Source organism: Streptomyces sp. NPDC059524 (assembly GCF_042749255.1).
GTDB lineage: Bacteria > Actinomycetota > Actinomycetes > Streptomycetales > Streptomycetaceae > Streptomyces > Streptomyces xanthii.
Window position 1 is genome coordinate 13,528 of sequence record NZ_JBHYTK010000009.1, and the last position, 15,789, is coordinate 29,316.

At 71.3% G+C, this 15,789-nt stretch carries 15 protein-coding genes and 1 riboswitch; of the genes, 7 read left to right on the forward strand and 8 right to left on the reverse strand.

Annotated elements, in window-relative coordinates; genetic code table 11:
• Positions 1–18 precede the first annotated feature (18 nt).
• On the reverse strand, positions 19–741 hold the full coding sequence (locus ACFW9D_RS04125) for an IclR family transcriptional regulator (protein ID WP_384617494.1): 723 nt from the start codon (positions 739–741) through the stop codon (positions 19–21).
• 189 nt (positions 742–930) lie between these two features.
• A riboswitch (SAM riboswitch) is annotated at positions 931–1,072 on the reverse strand.
• A 588-nt stretch (positions 1,073–1,660) separates the two neighbouring features.
• Between ACFW9D_RS04125 and ACFW9D_RS04130 the strand changes: the two genes are divergently transcribed.
• The gene (locus ACFW9D_RS04130; RefSeq protein ID WP_384617497.1) at positions 1,661–2,152 is read left to right on the forward strand and encodes a hypothetical protein; all 492 of its coding nucleotides are present in this window, start codon (positions 1,661–1,663) and stop codon (positions 2,150–2,152) included.
• 79 nt (positions 2,153–2,231) lie between these two features.
• On the opposite strand, the gene ACFW9D_RS04135 is transcribed toward ACFW9D_RS04130, so the two are convergent.
• From ACFW9D_RS04135 to ACFW9D_RS04155, 5 genes are all read right to left on the reverse strand, one after another.
• Positions 2,232–2,795 (reverse strand): dihydrofolate reductase family protein, encoded by a 564-nt coding sequence (locus ACFW9D_RS04135; protein WP_384617500.1) that lies wholly within the window; start codon positions 2,793–2,795, stop codon positions 2,232–2,234.
• Positions 2,796–2,864: 69 nt separating this feature from the next.
• The gene (locus ACFW9D_RS04140; RefSeq protein ID WP_384617502.1) at positions 2,865–3,791 is read right to left on the reverse strand and encodes a sigma-70 family RNA polymerase sigma factor; all 927 of its coding nucleotides are present in this window, start codon (positions 3,789–3,791) and stop codon (positions 2,865–2,867) included.
• Between the two features lie 83 nt (positions 3,792–3,874).
• Positions 3,875–4,750, reverse strand: a complete 876-nt coding sequence (locus ACFW9D_RS04145; protein WP_384617504.1) for a haloalkane dehalogenase — start codon at positions 4,748–4,750, stop codon at positions 3,875–3,877.
• A gap of 35 nt (positions 4,751–4,785) precedes the next feature.
• Positions 4,786–5,187 (reverse strand): pyridoxamine 5'-phosphate oxidase family protein, encoded by a 402-nt coding sequence (locus ACFW9D_RS04150; protein ID WP_384617701.1) that lies wholly within the window; start codon positions 5,185–5,187, stop codon positions 4,786–4,788.
• Between the two features lie 62 nt (positions 5,188–5,249).
• The gene (locus ACFW9D_RS04155) at positions 5,250–5,945 is read right to left on the reverse strand and encodes an NAD(P)-dependent oxidoreductase (protein ID WP_384617507.1); all 696 of its coding nucleotides are present in this window, start codon (positions 5,943–5,945) and stop codon (positions 5,250–5,252) included.
• 76 nt (positions 5,946–6,021) lie between these two features.
• On the opposite strand from ACFW9D_RS04155, the gene ACFW9D_RS04160 reads away from it, so the two are divergent.
• From ACFW9D_RS04160 to ACFW9D_RS04170, 3 genes are all read left to right on the forward strand, one after another.
• Positions 6,022–6,645, forward strand: a complete 624-nt coding sequence (locus ACFW9D_RS04160) for a TetR family transcriptional regulator (RefSeq protein WP_384617509.1) — start codon at positions 6,022–6,024, stop codon at positions 6,643–6,645.
• A 443-nt stretch (positions 6,646–7,088) separates the two neighbouring features.
• The gene (locus ACFW9D_RS04165) at positions 7,089–8,429 is read left to right on the forward strand and encodes an MFS transporter (RefSeq protein ID WP_384617512.1); all 1,341 of its coding nucleotides are present in this window, start codon (positions 7,089–7,091) and stop codon (positions 8,427–8,429) included.
• Complete coding sequence (locus ACFW9D_RS04170) at positions 8,429–9,934, forward strand: aromatic amino acid ammonia-lyase (RefSeq protein ID WP_384617515.1); 1,506 nt, start codon at positions 8,429–8,431, stop codon at positions 9,932–9,934. The genes ACFW9D_RS04165 and ACFW9D_RS04170 overlap by 1 nt, the downstream gene beginning before the upstream one ends.
• 63 nt (positions 9,935–9,997) lie before the next feature.
• Here ACFW9D_RS04170 and ACFW9D_RS04175 read toward each other — a convergent pair whose 3' ends face one another.
• Complete coding sequence (locus tag ACFW9D_RS04175) at positions 9,998–11,020, reverse strand: LacI family DNA-binding transcriptional regulator (RefSeq protein WP_384617518.1); 1,023 nt, start codon at positions 11,018–11,020, stop codon at positions 9,998–10,000.
• A 266-nt stretch (positions 11,021–11,286) separates the two neighbouring features.
• Here ACFW9D_RS04175 and ACFW9D_RS04180 point away from each other — a divergent pair, with 266 nt between their 5' ends.
• Together ACFW9D_RS04180 and ACFW9D_RS04185 are read left to right on the forward strand one after the other, a co-directional pair.
• Entirely contained in the window at positions 11,287–12,072 is a 786-nt protein-coding gene (locus tag ACFW9D_RS04180) for a Tat pathway signal sequence domain protein (RefSeq protein WP_384617520.1), read from the forward strand.
• Between the two features lie 150 nt (positions 12,073–12,222).
• Positions 12,223–13,629, forward strand: a complete 1,407-nt coding sequence (locus ACFW9D_RS04185; protein ID WP_384617523.1) for a carbohydrate-binding protein — start codon at positions 12,223–12,225, stop codon at positions 13,627–13,629.
• Positions 13,630–13,710: 81 nt separating this feature from the next.
• Here ACFW9D_RS04185 and ACFW9D_RS04190 read toward each other — a convergent pair whose 3' ends face one another.
• Positions 13,711–14,235 carry a PadR family transcriptional regulator gene (locus ACFW9D_RS04190; RefSeq protein WP_384617526.1) on the reverse strand — a complete coding sequence of 175 codons (525 nt, stop codon included), beginning with the start codon at positions 14,233–14,235 and terminating at the stop codon, positions 13,711–13,713.
• 113 nt (positions 14,236–14,348) lie between these two features.
• On the opposite strand from ACFW9D_RS04190, the gene ACFW9D_RS04195 reads away from it, so the two are divergent.
• Entirely contained in the window at positions 14,349–15,752 is a 1,404-nt protein-coding gene (locus ACFW9D_RS04195; protein WP_384617529.1) for an MATE family efflux transporter, read from the forward strand.
• Positions 15,753–15,789: the final 37 nt, after the last annotated feature.

A 15,789-nucleotide genomic window follows, 5' to 3' on the forward strand; every position in this document is an offset into this window, starting at 1 on the left:
GGCGTTCCGTATCCGCCGTCAGGATGGGTGGACGGCCTCGGTGAGGCGGTCGGCCGCGTCGACGGCGACCTTCGCGAGCCGGGCGCCGGGGTGGCGGGTGAGACGTTGAACCGGGCCGGTCACCGTGACCGCGGCCACGACGCGCCGAGCGGGGTCCCGCACCGGTGCCGAGACGGAGGCCATGCCGGGTTCGCGTTCGCCGATCGACTGGGCCCAGCCCCGGCGCCGTACGCCGCTCAGGGTCCTGGCCGTGAAGTGCGCGCCCTGCAGGCCGTGGTGGTAGCGCTCCGGTTCCTCCCAGGCCAACAGGACCTGGGAGGCGGAGCCGACCTTCATGGGGAATGCGGAACCGACGGGCACCGTGTCACGCAGGCCGGCCGTCCGCTCCGCGGCGGCGACGCAGACACGCAGCTCCCCTTGGCGCCGGTAGAGCTGCGTGCTCTCACCGGTCGTGTCACGCAGGGCGGTGAGGACCGGACCCGCCGCGGTCAGCAGATGGTCCTCGCTCGACGCGGCCGAGAGCTCGGCGAGCCAGGGGCCGAGGACGAACCGGCCCTGGAGGTCCCTGCCGACGAGACGGTGGCGTTCGAGGGCAGTGGCGAGCCGGTGGGCGGTGGGCCGGGACAGGCCGGTGGCGGCGACCAGACCCGCCAGGGTGGCGGGCCCCGACGCCAGCGCACCCATGATCACTGCGGTCTTGTCGAGGACGCCGACACCACTGGAAATATCCGAAATGTCCATGGAAAGAGCTACTCCAGTCTCAGGACGCGAAGAGGGATCGCGGAGACCTCGCCTGGGCGAGGGCAGGGATGATCAGCGAGAAACGGCCGAAGACATCGGCCGAGCAGCCGCAGAGATCACGAGACGGGTATGCGGAAAGCCCAGGACGGACAGGGCTTGGGTGAAGGGCAGCACAGAGAGCACCGTGTCTCCTCATCTTTTCCCACGCCACGTTGGCGCGGGCCGGAGTTGGCACTGGACCCGACGGCGCGGCGCAAAGAATGAGCACCGAGTCGACCGGGGAGTTGCCGGGGCTTCGTAGGGCCGGTCCCTCCACCCCTCTGGATGATTCGCGAAGACAATAGCAAGACTCCGCCCGCCGCAGACCGGGGGCTCCGGGCCAGGGTCGGGCCCCGCCCGGCGAGACGCGCTCAGCGATCTGTCAGCCTCTTGCGACCCGGCGACACATCGCGGTAGACGAGGGACGCGGCCAGAGCGCTGCTGATGCGTGCAAGGGGGGGCGGAGTGATCTACAGACAGAACCGTACGAAGACCGTCCGCGGCGACGGGTCCGCGATGACGTCCTTCGCCAGGCAGTTGGCGCGGTGGGACCGGCCGGCTGAGGTGCTGATCATGGCGGTGATGGTGATGGTCCTCGTGAGCGACGAAAGCAGGATGTCCCGCGCGATGGCTGCGCTCGCGCTCATCATGTCGTCGGTGCGCTACGGCCGCCGATCCGCGGCGCCCGCTCCTCCGAGAGGCGATCGCGCTGCCTCGTCGTGATGGCGTTCCGCGGATCGAAGTTCCCCGTCTGACATAGCGCCAGATCTGCTGTCATCACGTTGAGATGCAAAGATGCCGAGCGCGGAAGGCCATGGCACCCATGCATGTCCTTTCGGCAGCGAGCGTGACCGGCAGGACGACGGCAAGGATGTGAGTGATGACAGAGCAGGCGCCGGCACTCAGTACGGAACACGACCGTCTGTGCCGTGAACTGGGTTCCATCGCGGTCGACTATCCCTCGGGCGACCCCGTCGAGACGCTGGGCCGGCTCGTGGCCGACGCTGACGCCGCGCTCGCCCGACAGGGCACAGAGCAGGGCAGGTTCGAACGCTCGGGCTACCTGGTCCTGCTCTACGCCATGTCCTGGTATGTAGAGGCGCGTCTGTCCGATCAGGAGGACCTGATCCGGGCGTACGAGGGTGTTCTGCGGGGCTTTCGGCAGACCTTCGCCGAGTCGCCCGCGTGTACCTGCCCGGACGGCGGTCACCCGGCGCCGCCGGAGCCCGAGGGCGCGGCCGAACTCGGTGTCCATCTCCTGACGGAAGACGGCCGCGCCCTCTACGCCGAGGAGGAGGAACCGGAGGAGGGCCTCTCGGTCTATGACTGCGAGCTGTATCTGTCGGGCCTGGCGCGCAGCGCCGCGTACTAGCTTGCTTCGCCCGCACGACCGGTCCTGTCGCGATCATCTGTGCTGCCGGGGGACCTGCGCAGGAGGCCGCGGCGAGCGGTCACCGCGCCGCCCTGCGGTAGTGGGTGAGGACGGCGGCGCCGATCTGCTGCGTGGAGAGGCAGTCCAGTTCGGCTCGGGGGCCGTCGGTCGGGAAGAGGTGTCTGCCCGTGCCGAGCACGCTGGGGAAGGTCAGCAGACGGTACTCGTCGACCAGGTCGGCGGCCCTCAGCTGGTCCACGACGCTGAGGCTTCCGGTGATGATCACGTCGCGGCTCTCACGCTTGACGGCGTCGGCCAGGTCGCCGTCGAGGAGCGTGGAGTTCGCCCAGGCCGAGGTGTCGGTCTGGGCCAGGGTGCGGGAGGCGATCAGCTTCGGGACGGTGTTCATGCGGGCGGCGAACGGGTCGTCGCGGCCCGGCCACAGCCGGGAGAACAGCTGCCAGGTGGTGCGCCCGAGCAGGAGCACCCCCTCGTCCAGCGTGCGGCCGAGCCGGAACTTGTCCCCGGCCACCGCCTGCGGGCCGTGCCGGAATGCCCAGCCGCCCCGCGGCGTTCCCGCGGATCCGTCCGGGTCGGACACGACCCCGTCCAGGGTGATGAACTCGATGACGATGACGCTCACGATGAGTTTCCCTTCGGTTCGGTGCTCATCGGTACGTACTGGCGGCACCGCCCTGACTCATCGCTCGCGTCAGGACTTCCTCGCGGGAATTTCCCCGGGCAGGTCGAAGGTGTCGAAGAGACGGGGGTCGGAGAACACCACGTTGTGTGTGATGCGGCCGGCGGTGACGGTGAGGACCTGGAGGGTGTGCAGTCGGTGGCCGCCGCCGGGCTCCGGCGCGTAGGCGGCGAGGGCGGGCTGCCCGCAGGCGGTGAGCTCCCGCACGAGCCACCCGCTGCCCCGCATCCGGAACACCCGCTCCATGAATCGGCCGTAGTCCTGGCTGCCGAGGTACCACAGCGGAACCGGGGGCATCTCCAGGATCGCGTCGTCGGCCAGCAGCCGTACGAGCGCGGGCACGTCCGCTGCCTCGAACGCCTCCATGTAGCGCCGGACGACCGCTCGCACCTCGGGATCCGCCGGCTCAGCGACCGTACTGGCGTCGCCCACGTCGGCGAGGCCGGCACGGGCGCGCTGCAAGGCGCTGTTGACCGCCGCGACCGACGTCCCCAACTGCTCGGCGACCTCGGCGGCGCTGAAGGCCAGTACCTCCCGCAGCACCAGTACCGCCCGCTGCCGCGCCGGCAGGACCTGCACGGCCGCCACCCACGCAAGCCGCAGATCGGCCCGGACCTCCACATCGAACCGCGCGTCGGGGAACGGCTCCAGCCAGGGCACCTCGAGCGCCGGCGTCAGCGGGGCCTCGGGGTTGTCGCTCGGCGCTCCCAGGCCGGACGGCAGTGGCCGCCGACTGCGGCCCTCCAGTGCGGTCAGGCACACGTTGGTCGCGATCCGGTACAACCAGGTCCGTACCGACGCGCGCGCCGGGTCGTAGCGGTCGCGGGCCTTCCAGGCACGCAGCAGTGTCTCCTGCACCAGATCCTCGGCCTCGTGCACCGACCCCAGCATCCGGTAGCAGAACGCCACCAGCTCACCTCTGTACGGCTCGCAGTCCACGGGCTCATCATGCGGCACAGCCCGCACACCCGAGGATGCTTCGAGGGACGCGCCGCCCGCCGGGCCAGGGGCGCGGACAGGGTTCATACGAGGCGGGTCAGCCCGTGGCGGTCGGCCCAGGCGCTGATCGCCGCGGCCAGTTCCTCGGGGCGATCCTCGGGGGAGTGGTGGCCGGCAGGGCCGTGGTGCGACACCTCCAGGCCCGCGATGTTCTCCTCGCACCAGGCGACGGCGCCCTGGTCGGTCATCGCGCCGGGGCCCGGCTCGAACGCGGCGAGCAGCTTGGGGACGTCAGGGCTGGCGGCCAGCCAGGCGTCGTAGCGTTCGATGCGGGCCACGACGTCGGCGGGCTCGGCGTCGAGCGGCATCATCCGGGTCCATGCCAGCACCGGCCGGCGGCTGTGCGGGGTGGGGAAGGGGCGGCGGTAGACGTCCAGGTCGGCCGGGTCGAGGGGCGTGGCCATCGTGTCCGGGAGTCCTTCGATGAACAGCGACTTCTCCAGGATCATCTCCTCGCCCACTCCCGGGGTGCGCAGCAGATTGAACAACTCCCGTCCTGCGGCAGGGAATTCGTCACCTTCCAGCGGCTTGAGGATCGTCTCGGTGAAGGCGAGGCCGCGGACGCGTTCAGGGAGGCGTGCGGCTCGGTCGAAGGCGAGCGCGCCGCCCCAGTCGTGGCCGATCAGGACGGCCTCGGCGAGGCCCAGGGCGTCGAACCAGGCGTCGAGATAGCGGGCGTGGTCGTCGAAGGAGTAGGCGATGCCGGGTTTCCCGGAGTCGCCCATGCCGATGAGGTCGGGCGCCAGGAGGCGGCGGCCGGGTGCTGCGACACCCGGCAGTACGTTCCGCCACAGGTGGGAGGAGGTGGGGTTGCCGTGGAGGAAGACGAACGGCAGTCCGTCGGGATCGCCGGACTCGCGGTGGTGGAGGGTGGAGTCGAGGACGGGGAGGGTGGGCATCGCGGTGTCACGTCGCTTTCGGTCCGGGGGATCGGTCAGAGGTTGAGGCGCAGGACGCGGTCGACGGCGATCTCGATGACGACCAGGTCCGGTGGGGTGGGCGGGACCGCGTGGTAGCGGGCGGTGTACCGGCGGACCGCCTCGGCCAGGCGTACGGGATCGTCGGTGACGGTGGCGCGGCCTTCGAGGGTGGCCCAGCGGAAGCCGTCCGCCTGGCAGAGGGCGACGGGGGCCGCCGGCCCGCCCGCCGTCACGTTCCGGGCTTTGCGGGCTCCCGCCCGGGTGGTGACCCGGGCCAGTCCGGTGGCCGCGTCAAAGGTGAAGCGGACCGGCGTGACGTGTGGGGTGCCGTCGGGGCGGAGGGTGGTGAAGGTGGCCGTGTGGGGGCGGTCGAGGAACTTCCTTACGGATCCCGGGAGTTCCGCGGTCGTCGTCATGGCCGTCGTCATGGCCGCCGGCGTGGCCTTCGTGATGGCCGCCGGTGTGCCCTTCGCCCGGCTCACTTCTTCTTCACGCCTTCGTCCCAGATGAGCTTGGCGATGTTCGGCTTGACGGCCGTGGTGATGACGCCCATCGCGGTGCGGACGTAGCGCCGTTCCTCCATTTCGCGCAGCATGCTCGCGGCGAGGTCCGCGCGGGCGGTGAAGACGCCGTCGGCGCTGTTCTCGGCGGTGTGGAAGTCCGTGACGACGGGGTGCTCGAAGAGTCCCGAGGGCCGGACGAGGGTCCAGTCGAGCTCGGTTCGACGGATCACGTCCTCCATGCGGCGCATGTCCTCGTGGAGGGTGCGGCCGAGGCGCCGGTTCACCAGCGGGTCCAGGACGTGGTTGAAGAAGTGCGCGCCGGTGGGGCGCCAGTGCGGGTCGGCGATGCTCGAGCTGACGGCGAGGAGCCGCTTGATGCCGTGGCGGGTCATGGCCTCGGTGATGGCCGTGGCGCTCGCCGAGTACGTCGTGATGGTCTCCTTGCTGAAGCGCGCGCCCAGCGCGGACAGGACCGCGTCCGTCCCGCTGAGCGCGGCGTCGACAGCGGCCGGATCGGTGGCGTCGGCGACGGCCACGGTGAGACCGGGACGCGTGGGGGAGAGGGAGCCGGGGCGGCGGGTCACGGCGACGACCTCGTGGCCGGCGTCGAGGGCCTGGTCGGTGAGGTGGCGGCCGGTCGGTCCGTTGGCGCCGAAGACTGCGATGCGCATGGTGTCGGGTCATCTCCTCGTGCGGTGGTCGGAACGCCCTTGACTGTGCCGATCACCCCACGCAGGCTCAACGCTGATGAATAACGCCGCCCCTGCCCCCGCCCGCACCCGAGGTCGCCCCCGCGGCAACCCGCCGACCCGCGAGTCGATCGTCTCGGCTGCCCGCGCGCTGTTCCTGGAGCGCGGCTACAAGCGCACCACGGTGCGTGCCGTGGCCGCGGCGGCCGGTGTCGACCCGGCACTCATCGGGTACCACTTCGGCTCGAAGAAGGGCCTGTTCGCGGACGTGATGCAGTTCCAGTGCGCCAACGCGCTGGCGGTGGACGACGTCCTCGGCGGTGACCCGAGCACCCTCCCCGACCGTCTGATCGACGCGGTGACGGGCCTGTGGGAGGACGCCGACTTCCTCCAGCTCACCGCCCAGGGCGACGAGGCCGCCGAGGTGATCCGCGAGTACCTGGAACAGGAGCTGCTGGCCCGGCTTGTTGAATTTCTCGGCGGCCGTGACGCGACCGCCCGTGCCACGGCCGTGGTGACGATCCTCGGCGGCCTCATCTACACCCGCTACCTGAACCCGCTCCCCACCCCGGCCGCCCTCACTCCGGCCGAGACCCGCCACGTCCTGGCCCCGGCACTGCGCGCGGCCCTGGCACCGAGGTCGCGTACCGCGACCGCGACCGCCACCGGCGCAGGCCGCTGAGGCTCGCCGCACGGCGGCCGACCCCAGTCCGGCGACCGTAGCCCGGCGCCCTCCGCCGGGCGGCCTGCGCAAACCCCGCCCCCCTCGCCCCCCCGCCCGCCACCGGCCGCCCTCCCCCCTGGTCCGCCGGGGCCCGGGCCGCGGAGGCTCGGTGACCGGCGCATTCGTCCGGGAGGGGCATCCCGGGACGGACCGGTTCACACGCGCTCTCACTCTTGACCACCCTCCGTTTAAGCGCTTCACTGAACCGCATCAGTAAGTGCGCCACCTCGCGGACAGCCCCGCGACGGTGGCCGTCCGCAGACCGGAGCACCCTCTTCGGCCCGCACCTTCTGACCCGAACCATCGCGCATCGTGGTGCCACGCGATCGGCGGCCGCCCCCCACCGGCCGGCGTCGTACGGCGGCCGCGGGCCCACCCACCCTGTGCCGGGAGGCGCCTTCATGACGACCGAAGCAACCGTCCGGACGAGAGCGGTGCCCGGCAGTCCCAAGGAACGTCTGACCAGGTTCCACCTGCGAGTGACCGCCACTACGTTCGGTGCGAACTTCTCCGACGGCTTCGCGCTCGGGGTGATCGGGGCCGTCCTGCCGACCCTGTCGACCTCGATGCACCTGAACGGCGTATGGCAGGGCCTGCTCGGCTCCTCCGCGCTGATCGGGCTCTTCTTCGGCAGCGTGATCCTCGGCCGCGTGGCCGACGCCATCGGACGCCAGAAGCTCTATCTGTACAACTTCGTCCTGATCACGGTCGCCTCCGCCGCACAGCTCTGGGCAGACGATCCGTGGAGCCTGTTCGCGCTGCGCCTGCTGATCGGCTTCGGCCTCGGCGCCGACTACGCCGTGGGCCCGACGCTCCTCTCCGAGTTCTCGCCCCGGCGCCTGCGCGGTCTGCTGCTCGGGTCACTCACCGTCCTGTGGACCGTCGGCTACGTGCTGGCGAACATCCTCGGCACCTACATCTCCCTCAGCGACACCTCCGCGCATCTGCTGCTGGCCGCGGGTGCACTCCCGGCCGCGCTCGTCCTGTTCCTGCGGATCGGCACCCCCGAGTCGCCGAGCTGGCTCGCGAGCCGGGGCCGGGTCGCCGAAGCCGACGAGATCCGCCGCCGCTACCTCGGGGAGGAACCCGAACCCCGCACCGCCCAGGACACGCCGCCCGCGCCCGAGGTCACCCCGAGCTACAGCGAACTGTTCGCCCCGGGACAGCGTCGCAACACCTGGTTCGGCGTGATCTTCTACAGCGCGCAGGTCCTGCCGTACTTCGCGATCTACACCTTCATGTCGACGATCCTCGCCTCGCTCCACGTCGCGGACGCGGACGCGCAGAACACGGTCCTCAACCTGTTCCTCCTGCTCGGCGGCGTGGTGGGACTGTGGCCGGTGCAGCGCATGGGCCGCAGGCCCTTCACCGTCTGGACCTTCGTCGTCCTGACCGTCTGCCTCGCGGCGATGGCCGCGCTCAACGACCACTCCGGCCTCGTGCTCATGGTGCCCTTCGTCATCTACACGTTCGTGATGGCGGCAGCGTCCAACATCACGCAGGTCTACCCGCCCGAGCTGTTCCCGACCGCGCTGCGCGGCGCCGGTGTCGGCTTCCTCAACGGAGCGAGCCGGGTCGCCTCCGCGGTCGGCACGTTCATCCTGCCGATCAGCCTCGACCGGCTCGGCGTCGGCTGGTCGATGGCCTGGCTGGCGGGCGTCCTGCTCCTCGGCACCCTGGCCAGCGTCGCCTGGGCACCCGAGACCCGGAACCTGGTGACCACGGAAGGCCTGCACCACTGATGACCTCCGCACACCCCGACGCCGTCTGCTTCGACGGCGCCTCCCTGACCGCGAGCCAGGTGACCGCCCTGGCCCGCACCCGGCGCCCCGTCCACCTGGACCCGCGGGCCAGGGCGCGCGTGAGCGCGGCGCGCCCGGCAGCCGTCAGGGCCAGCACGAGGCGCCCGGTCTACGGCCATTCCACCGGCGTCGGCGCCAACCGCACCACCGCGCTCGACGAGGACGCCACGCGGGAGTTCGGCCTGCGACTGCTGCGCAGCCACGCCGGTGGCATCGGCCCCGTCGTCCCCGTCGAGCAGGCCCGGGCCATGCTCGCGGTGCGCCTCAACCAGCTCCTGGGCGCCGGATCCGCCATCGACACAAGCGTCGTCGACGCACTCGCACACGCCCTCACCCACGGCCACGTCCCCGAGATCCACGCACTCGGCTCGCTGGGCACCGCCGATCTGACCGCGCTGGCCGAACTCGGACTCACCCTCGTCGGCGAGCAGCCCTGGCAGCCGGGCACCGGCCTCGGCGCCCCACCCCGCCCGCTCACCCTGAGCTCCTGGGACGCGCTGCCGCTGCTGTCCAGCAGCGCGCTGACCATCGGTCAGGCGGCGCTCGCCGCCACCGACCTGCGTACCTTGTTGGACCGCCTGCCGCTGGTCGCGGCCCTGTCGCTCACCGCCGTGCACGGCTCCCTGGAGCCGTACGCCGCCGCCGTCCACGCCCGCCGGCCGCACCCCGGCGCGCAGCGGGCCGCCGCCCGTATGACCGAGCTGCTCGACCGCGCCGACTGGAGCCCGTCGCTGGTCCAGGACCCGTTCGGATTCCGCTGCCTGCCCCAGGTCCACGGCGCCGCCATGGACGCCTGGACCGCGCTCGACGGCGTCCTCACGGTGGAGCTCAACGCCAGCGCCGAGAACCCGCTCCTGGACGGCGAGGACTACTACCACCACGGAGGGTTCCACCAGGCGCCCCTGGCCCTGGCCCTGGACCACATGCGGCTGGCGCTACTGGGCACCGCGCAGCTCACCACCGCCCGGCAGGGCGCGCTCAACGAACCCGCCTTCACCGGCCTGCCCCCCTTCCTGGCCCAGGCGGAGAACGGGAGCAGCGGCCTGATGATCACCGAGATCGCCGCGCACAGCGCTCTGGCCGAACTGCGGGGCACCGCCCAGCCGGTGACACTCGGTCATGCCGTCGTCTCCCGGGGGGTCGAGGAGCACGCCAGCTTCGCCGCCACCGCCGCGCGCCGACTGACCGAAGCGGTGGACCAGTTCGGTCTCGTCCTGGCCTGCGAACTCGTCGGGGCGGTGCGCGCCCTGCGGATGCTGGAGCGGATCCCGCCCGGGGACGGTGAGCTGTCGCGCTTCCACGAAGCGGCCGCGGCCGTCCTCGACCCCGACCTCGCCGACCGCAAACCGACCGCGGACGTCCACGCCGCGGCGGCGCTCCTGCGCTCGGCGGATCTGGGCCTGCCGATCGGGGCCGGGCCCGCGGTGCCCGTCGCGTCACCGTGAACCCGCCCCGGCCCCGGCGAAGGCACGAGTCGACGTCCGACCGAGCCCGAGCCGGGGCCGGATTCAGCCGGTGCCGGCCCCGTTGCGCGGACCCGCGACCGAGCCGCGCCACTGCACGGTCGGCGCCAGCACCTTGCGCCGGCTGCGCTTGCCCTCTTCGACGGCCTTCACGGTGCGTTCGACGATGAGGTCCAGCAACTCGTCCACGGGCCAGCGGTAGCTGGACAGCGGCGGGGTCAGCAACCGGGACAGGGGCTGGTCGTCGTAGCCCAGCACGGACACGTCGTCCGGCACCGTCAGGCCGAGATCCCGGGCGGCGGCATAGACGCCGTAGGCCATGGAATCGCCGAAACACAGGAACGCCGTCGGGCGGTCCGGATCCGTAAGCGCCGTGCGTGCCACGGCGGTTGCGCCCTCGAGGTCGTACGGCGAGGTGTGCACGGTCAGCGTCAGGCCCAGCTCGCCCGCCACCCGGTGGACCATGCTCTCGGCCGGCCGGTCGGGGGTGCTCGCCAGGCGTGGCGTCACGACTCCGATCGTGCGGTGGCCCGCGGAGGCCAGCCGGCTGAGCGCGTCGGTGACCCCGAGTTCGTTGTCGAAGACGACCTCGGCCGACGTGGTGACCCCGGGGAGGCCGTCACCGATGGAGATCAGAGCCGTCTGCCGGGCCACCTGCTTCCAGTGGTCGGCGGCCGGGTCGACGGGCAGCACGATCAGCGCGTCCACCCGCTGGGCCGCCAGATGCGAGGCCAACTGGGCCTCCAGCTGTGGGTCGTTGCAGGCGTCGACGATCAGGGCGTGCCGGCCGGTCGCCAGCAGTCTGCGGCCGAGGGTGACCGCCAGTCCCTGCTGCCACGCGTCGGTCAGCGACTCGCACAGCACTCCGACGGTGTCGGTCCGGCCGGAGGCCAGCGCCCTGGCGATCGGGTCGACCTGGTAGCCGAGCCGGTCCGCCGCCTCGCGCACCCGCCGCTGGGTCTCCGGCGGCACCTGCAGGCCGCGCAGGGCGTAGGACACCGCGGCGGGGGAGAGTCCGGTGTCCTTCGCGATGTCGCGCAAGGTGATACGTCGCTGGTTGTTGGGCACGCCGACAGTCTATGAGTCCGAGCCGGCGCCCCACTTGGGCGCCGGGGCGCGGTCCTGTGCCGAGCGGCCTCGGTGCGTCGCGCCGGGCCGCGAGAACGTTGGCGAAAACTGGTCTGATGCTTTCGGTCCAGACCATTGACCGTGGCTCGTCACGCCGGGACTCTGTTGCAGGCTGGTGAACACAGGTCATGTATATGAACCCCGCCGTCATCGCCGGCACCGCATCACCGCCAACGTCACCATCGTCACCACGAAAGGACTGACCGATGGGTACGTCCCGCAGAACACTGCTCGGCGCCGCACTCGGCGGGGCCGCGGCAGCCGCCGTCGGCCTGCCGGCCGCTCCCGCCTCGGCCTCCTCCTGGGTGCTGAAGTGGAACCCGTCTCCCTACGACGACGGGCTCGGCGCGTTCGAGACGGTCGAGGACGACCGCGCCGACTCGCACCCCGAGGGGCAGCCGCACATCTACGTCGAGGACAACACCTACCGCTTCAACATGCACATGGTGGACCGGGACACGTCCACCGACCGTCAGCGCCAGGAGGTCACCGGCAACCGCACGTCCGCCGGCAGCTATCTCCAGTGGCTGCCCGGGCAGACCTGGCGGGTCACGTACTGGATGTACATCCCGAGCTCGCTCAAGGCCACGACGTCCTTCACGCACATCATGCAGATGAAGCAGCCGGGCACCGGCACCTCCCCGATCGTGGTGCAGTCGCTGCGCCGGGTGAGCGGCGCCCAGACGATCGAACTGGTGCTGCCCATCTCAGGGACCCTCGTGGGCCGTACGTCGCTCGACCCGCTCCATGACACCTGGACCAAGGTGGACTTCCGGATCAAGGTCGGTGACGGCACCTCCGGCACGGTCCGCTGGATCCTCAGCGACGGCACGAACGCGATCATCGACAAGTCGCTGACCGGAGTCGACACCTTCCTCGACGACCGGGTCCGGCCCAAGTGGGGCATCTACCGGTCGCTCGGCGACACCTCGGGCTCGCTCCAGGACACGTACATCCGCTTCAAGGACTTCCTCGGCTACCAGCTCGTCTGAACCCGGACCCCTCCCGGGTCGGGCGCACCCGGGGCGACGTGTGTCCCGCGACTGTCAGGAACCTTTCCTGTCCTTCGCGGGCGCCGTCGCCCCGCTCGTCCGCGCACGCACCTCGCACCCCCCAACTCCCTTCCTCCGGAGGTCGATACCGTGCACATCTCCATCCCTCAGGGCCGCCCCCGCGGCGCCACTCCGCTCGCCGCGCTGTGCGCCCTGCTTCTGTGTCTCCTCTCCCTGCAGTTCGTCGCCTCGCCGCCCTCCCGCGCCGCGGCGACCGCGACGGACCACCAGGCCGAGGACGCGACGATCTCGCAGGGCACGGTGGCCACGAACCACACCGGGTACACCGGCACCGGGTTCGTCGACTACACCAACGTCTCAGGCTCGTACGTGCAGTTCACGGTCGACGCGGCAAGCGCGGGCAGCTCCTCGCTCGCCTTCCGCTACGCCAATGGCACGACGACCGACCGCCCGATGGACATCTCCGTCAACGGCGCCGTCGTCGCCTCGAACGTCTCGTTCCCCGCCACGGGCGGCTGGGACACCTGGGCCACCAAGACCGTGAACGTCTCCCTGAAAGCCGGCACCGACACCGTGCGCGCCACCGCCGTCACCGCGAACGGAGGCCCCAACCTCGACAAGCTGACCGCGGGTTCGGCTCCGGCCGTCACGCCGGGCATGGCCGTCGCCCCTTACGAGTACCTCGGCTGGGGCAGCCCGCAGGACCCGACCCAGGTGATGGCCGCGACCGGCGTCAAGTGGTTCACCCTCGCCTTCATCCTCTCCGACGGCACCTGCAACCCGGCCTGGGACGGCTCACGCCCGCTGACCGGCGGCAGCGACCAGTCGAAGATCAACGCGATCCGCGCGGCCGGAGGTGACGTGATGGTCTCCGTCGGCGGCTGGAGCGGCGCCAAGCTCGGCGAGAAGTGCACCAGCGCTTCGGCGCTCGCGGGCGCTTACCAGAAGGTCATCGACGCCTACGGCCTCAAGGCCCTCGACATCGACATCGAGAACACCGAGTGGGCGAGCGCCACCGTGCGCCAGCGCGTCATCGACGCCCTGAAGATCGTGAAGGCGAACAACGCGGGCCTCAAGACCGTCATCACGTTCGGCACGACGAGCAGTGGACCGGACTCGACCGGCACAGACATGATCAAGCGCGGCGCCGCCTCCGGCCTGGCGAACGACGTCTGGTGCATCATGCCGTTCGACTTCGGCGGCGGCACCACCAACATGGGCACCCTCACCGTCCAGGCCATGGAAGGCCTCAAGGCGCAGGTCAAGTCGGCGTACGGGTACAGCGACTCGGTCACCTACGCGCACATCGGCCTCTCGTCGATGAACGGCACGACCGACGACGCCGGTGAACTCGTCCGGGTCAGCGACTTCCAGACGATGCTCGCCTACGCGCAGCAGCACCACATCGGCCGCCTCACCTACTGGTCCGTCAACCGCGACCGGCCGTGCGGTTCCGGCTCCGACGCAGACTCGTGCAGCGGGGTGACCCAGCAGCCGTACGACTACCTCAAGGTCCTGGCCCAGTACGCGGGTTGAGTCCGCGGCCGCGGCGGCGCTCCCCGCGCCGAGTGTGAGCGAGGGGAGCGCCCGTACCGCCGGCATGGCGCCCGGCCGGCGTCAGCCCTCCAGTGAAGCGATCGCCTCGGTCAGCCACTGCTTCTCCTCGGCGCCCGTGGCGCGGGCGATGCGCAGCATGCCCTGCCGGAAGAGGTCCGGCGCCTCTTCGGCGCGCACCGGCTCGCCGTCGCGGTAGAAGAAGCTCGCCGGGGTGTCGAGGAAGTCCTGCCGGCGGCGCAGCACCGCGGCCTGTTCCGCGCGGTCGGGGAGGTGTCGGAGGAACGAGAGCAGGGTGAAGAAGCGCTGCCCGTCGGTGATCTCGACTTCCTTCGGGTTCCGGAGCCGGGCCTGGAGGTCGGCGCGGCCCGCCTCGGTGAGGGAGAGGATCCGCCGGGGCGCCGCGCCGCTTCCGGGCTCGGTGCGCTGCTCGACCAGCCCCGCCTTCACCAGCCGGGTGATGGCCGGATAGAGCGCGCCGTCACTGACCGGGCGAATGTGCCCGCTGAGGCCCTGGATGCGCGCCTTCAACTCGTAACCGTGCAAGGGCTCCTCGTAGAGGAAGCCCAGAATCGACAGCTCCAGCACGCGGCCGAACCCCTTTCCTGCTCGTAGCCGGACACTTGCCCGTTCCGTGCGAGCATGCTACCTCTTTTCGCTGTGCCTCGAATCGAGGTACAGCGAAAAGAGGGGGCAAGGTCATGGGGGCAACCGAGCACCGGCGCAAGCTCGTGTCGCTGGCGTATCCGGTCTACTTCGAACTGCTCGCGGGCGTCACCGCCGGGATCATCAACATGATCTGGGTGGCGATGCTCGGCGCCGGGTCCGTCGCCGCGGTGGCCGTCGCCACCAACCTGGAGAACCTGCTCCTCGGCGTCATCCTCGTCGCAGGGTCGGGGATGACCGTGCTGGTCGCACGGGCCAGGGGCGCGGAGGATCCGGCCGCGTTGCGCTCCGCCGTGCGCGGCGGCTGGACACTGTGGGCGGTCGTCACGCCCGTCGTGGCCGTGGGCGGGTTCCTGTGCCGCGAGCCGCTCGCCCGACTCGTACTCGGCGGCGACGACAGCTCGCTCCCTCTCGCCGTCGGCTACTTCTCGATCGCGCTGCCGGGAATCGCGGTGTTCTACGCGACCAACGTCATCGACGGCATCCTCAAGGGCGCGGGCGACACCCGTACCCCCATGAGACTCGCCCTGCTCGCGAACGGGCTGATTCTCGCGCTGGACCCCTTGCTCATCCTCGGGTTCGACCTCGGCGTCCGCGGGGCCGCGATCGCCACGGTGCTCGGCCGGACGGCCGCACTCGCCTGCGGAATCGTCGCGCTCCGCCGCAACGCCGTCCTGCGACAGGTGGCCGCCGCAGAGTCAGGGCGGACCGGAACACTCGTCTCCGACGCCCGAAGAGTCGCTGCCACCGGGCTGCCCATGTCCGCCGATTTCGTCGTGCGGATGACAGGAGCCCTCGCCCTCGTGGCCATCGTCGCCCGGATCGGCGTCACCGAAGTCGCCGCCTACGGCATCGCCACCAAGGCCATGTACGTAGCGACCATGGCCTTCTACTCCGTACGCCAAGCCGCCGCCATCCGCACCTCCCACCTGCTCGGCACAGGTCGCGACGAACGACGCGCCATCGGACGGCAGGCGCTGCTCATCGGTGGATCACTGGGACTCACGGCCGCACTGGCGCTGCTCGTCGCCGGACCGTGGGTCATGCGGGCCTTCGGCAGCGAGGGCGCGGTGGCCGAGGCCGGCACGCTCTACCTGCGGTCCCTGGGGCCGTACCTGATCCTGCTCGCGTGCTTCATCGCACTGGGCGGAGTGTTCGAAGGCAGCGGCGGCAGCCCCGCCTTGGCCCGCATCACCACCTGCGGTGTGCTGCTTCAACTGGCGCTCGCGTACGGCCTGTCGGGGGCAGGGCTGCCCGGCATCTGCGCGGCCATGGCGGCATCCATGGCTCTGCAGTGCGTGGCGGTCACCAGGATGTACCGCCGCACGGCACACCCGAAGACCACCGGCCGCGACGACGACGGACCGAGAACCCCCGCCGCGTCCGACGGCGCCTCCACCTCCACCCCCACCTCCGCCCCCGACAAGCGACTTGCCTGACGCGCGCCGGGAACGCGCCCGCCGCACCCTCGCGGGC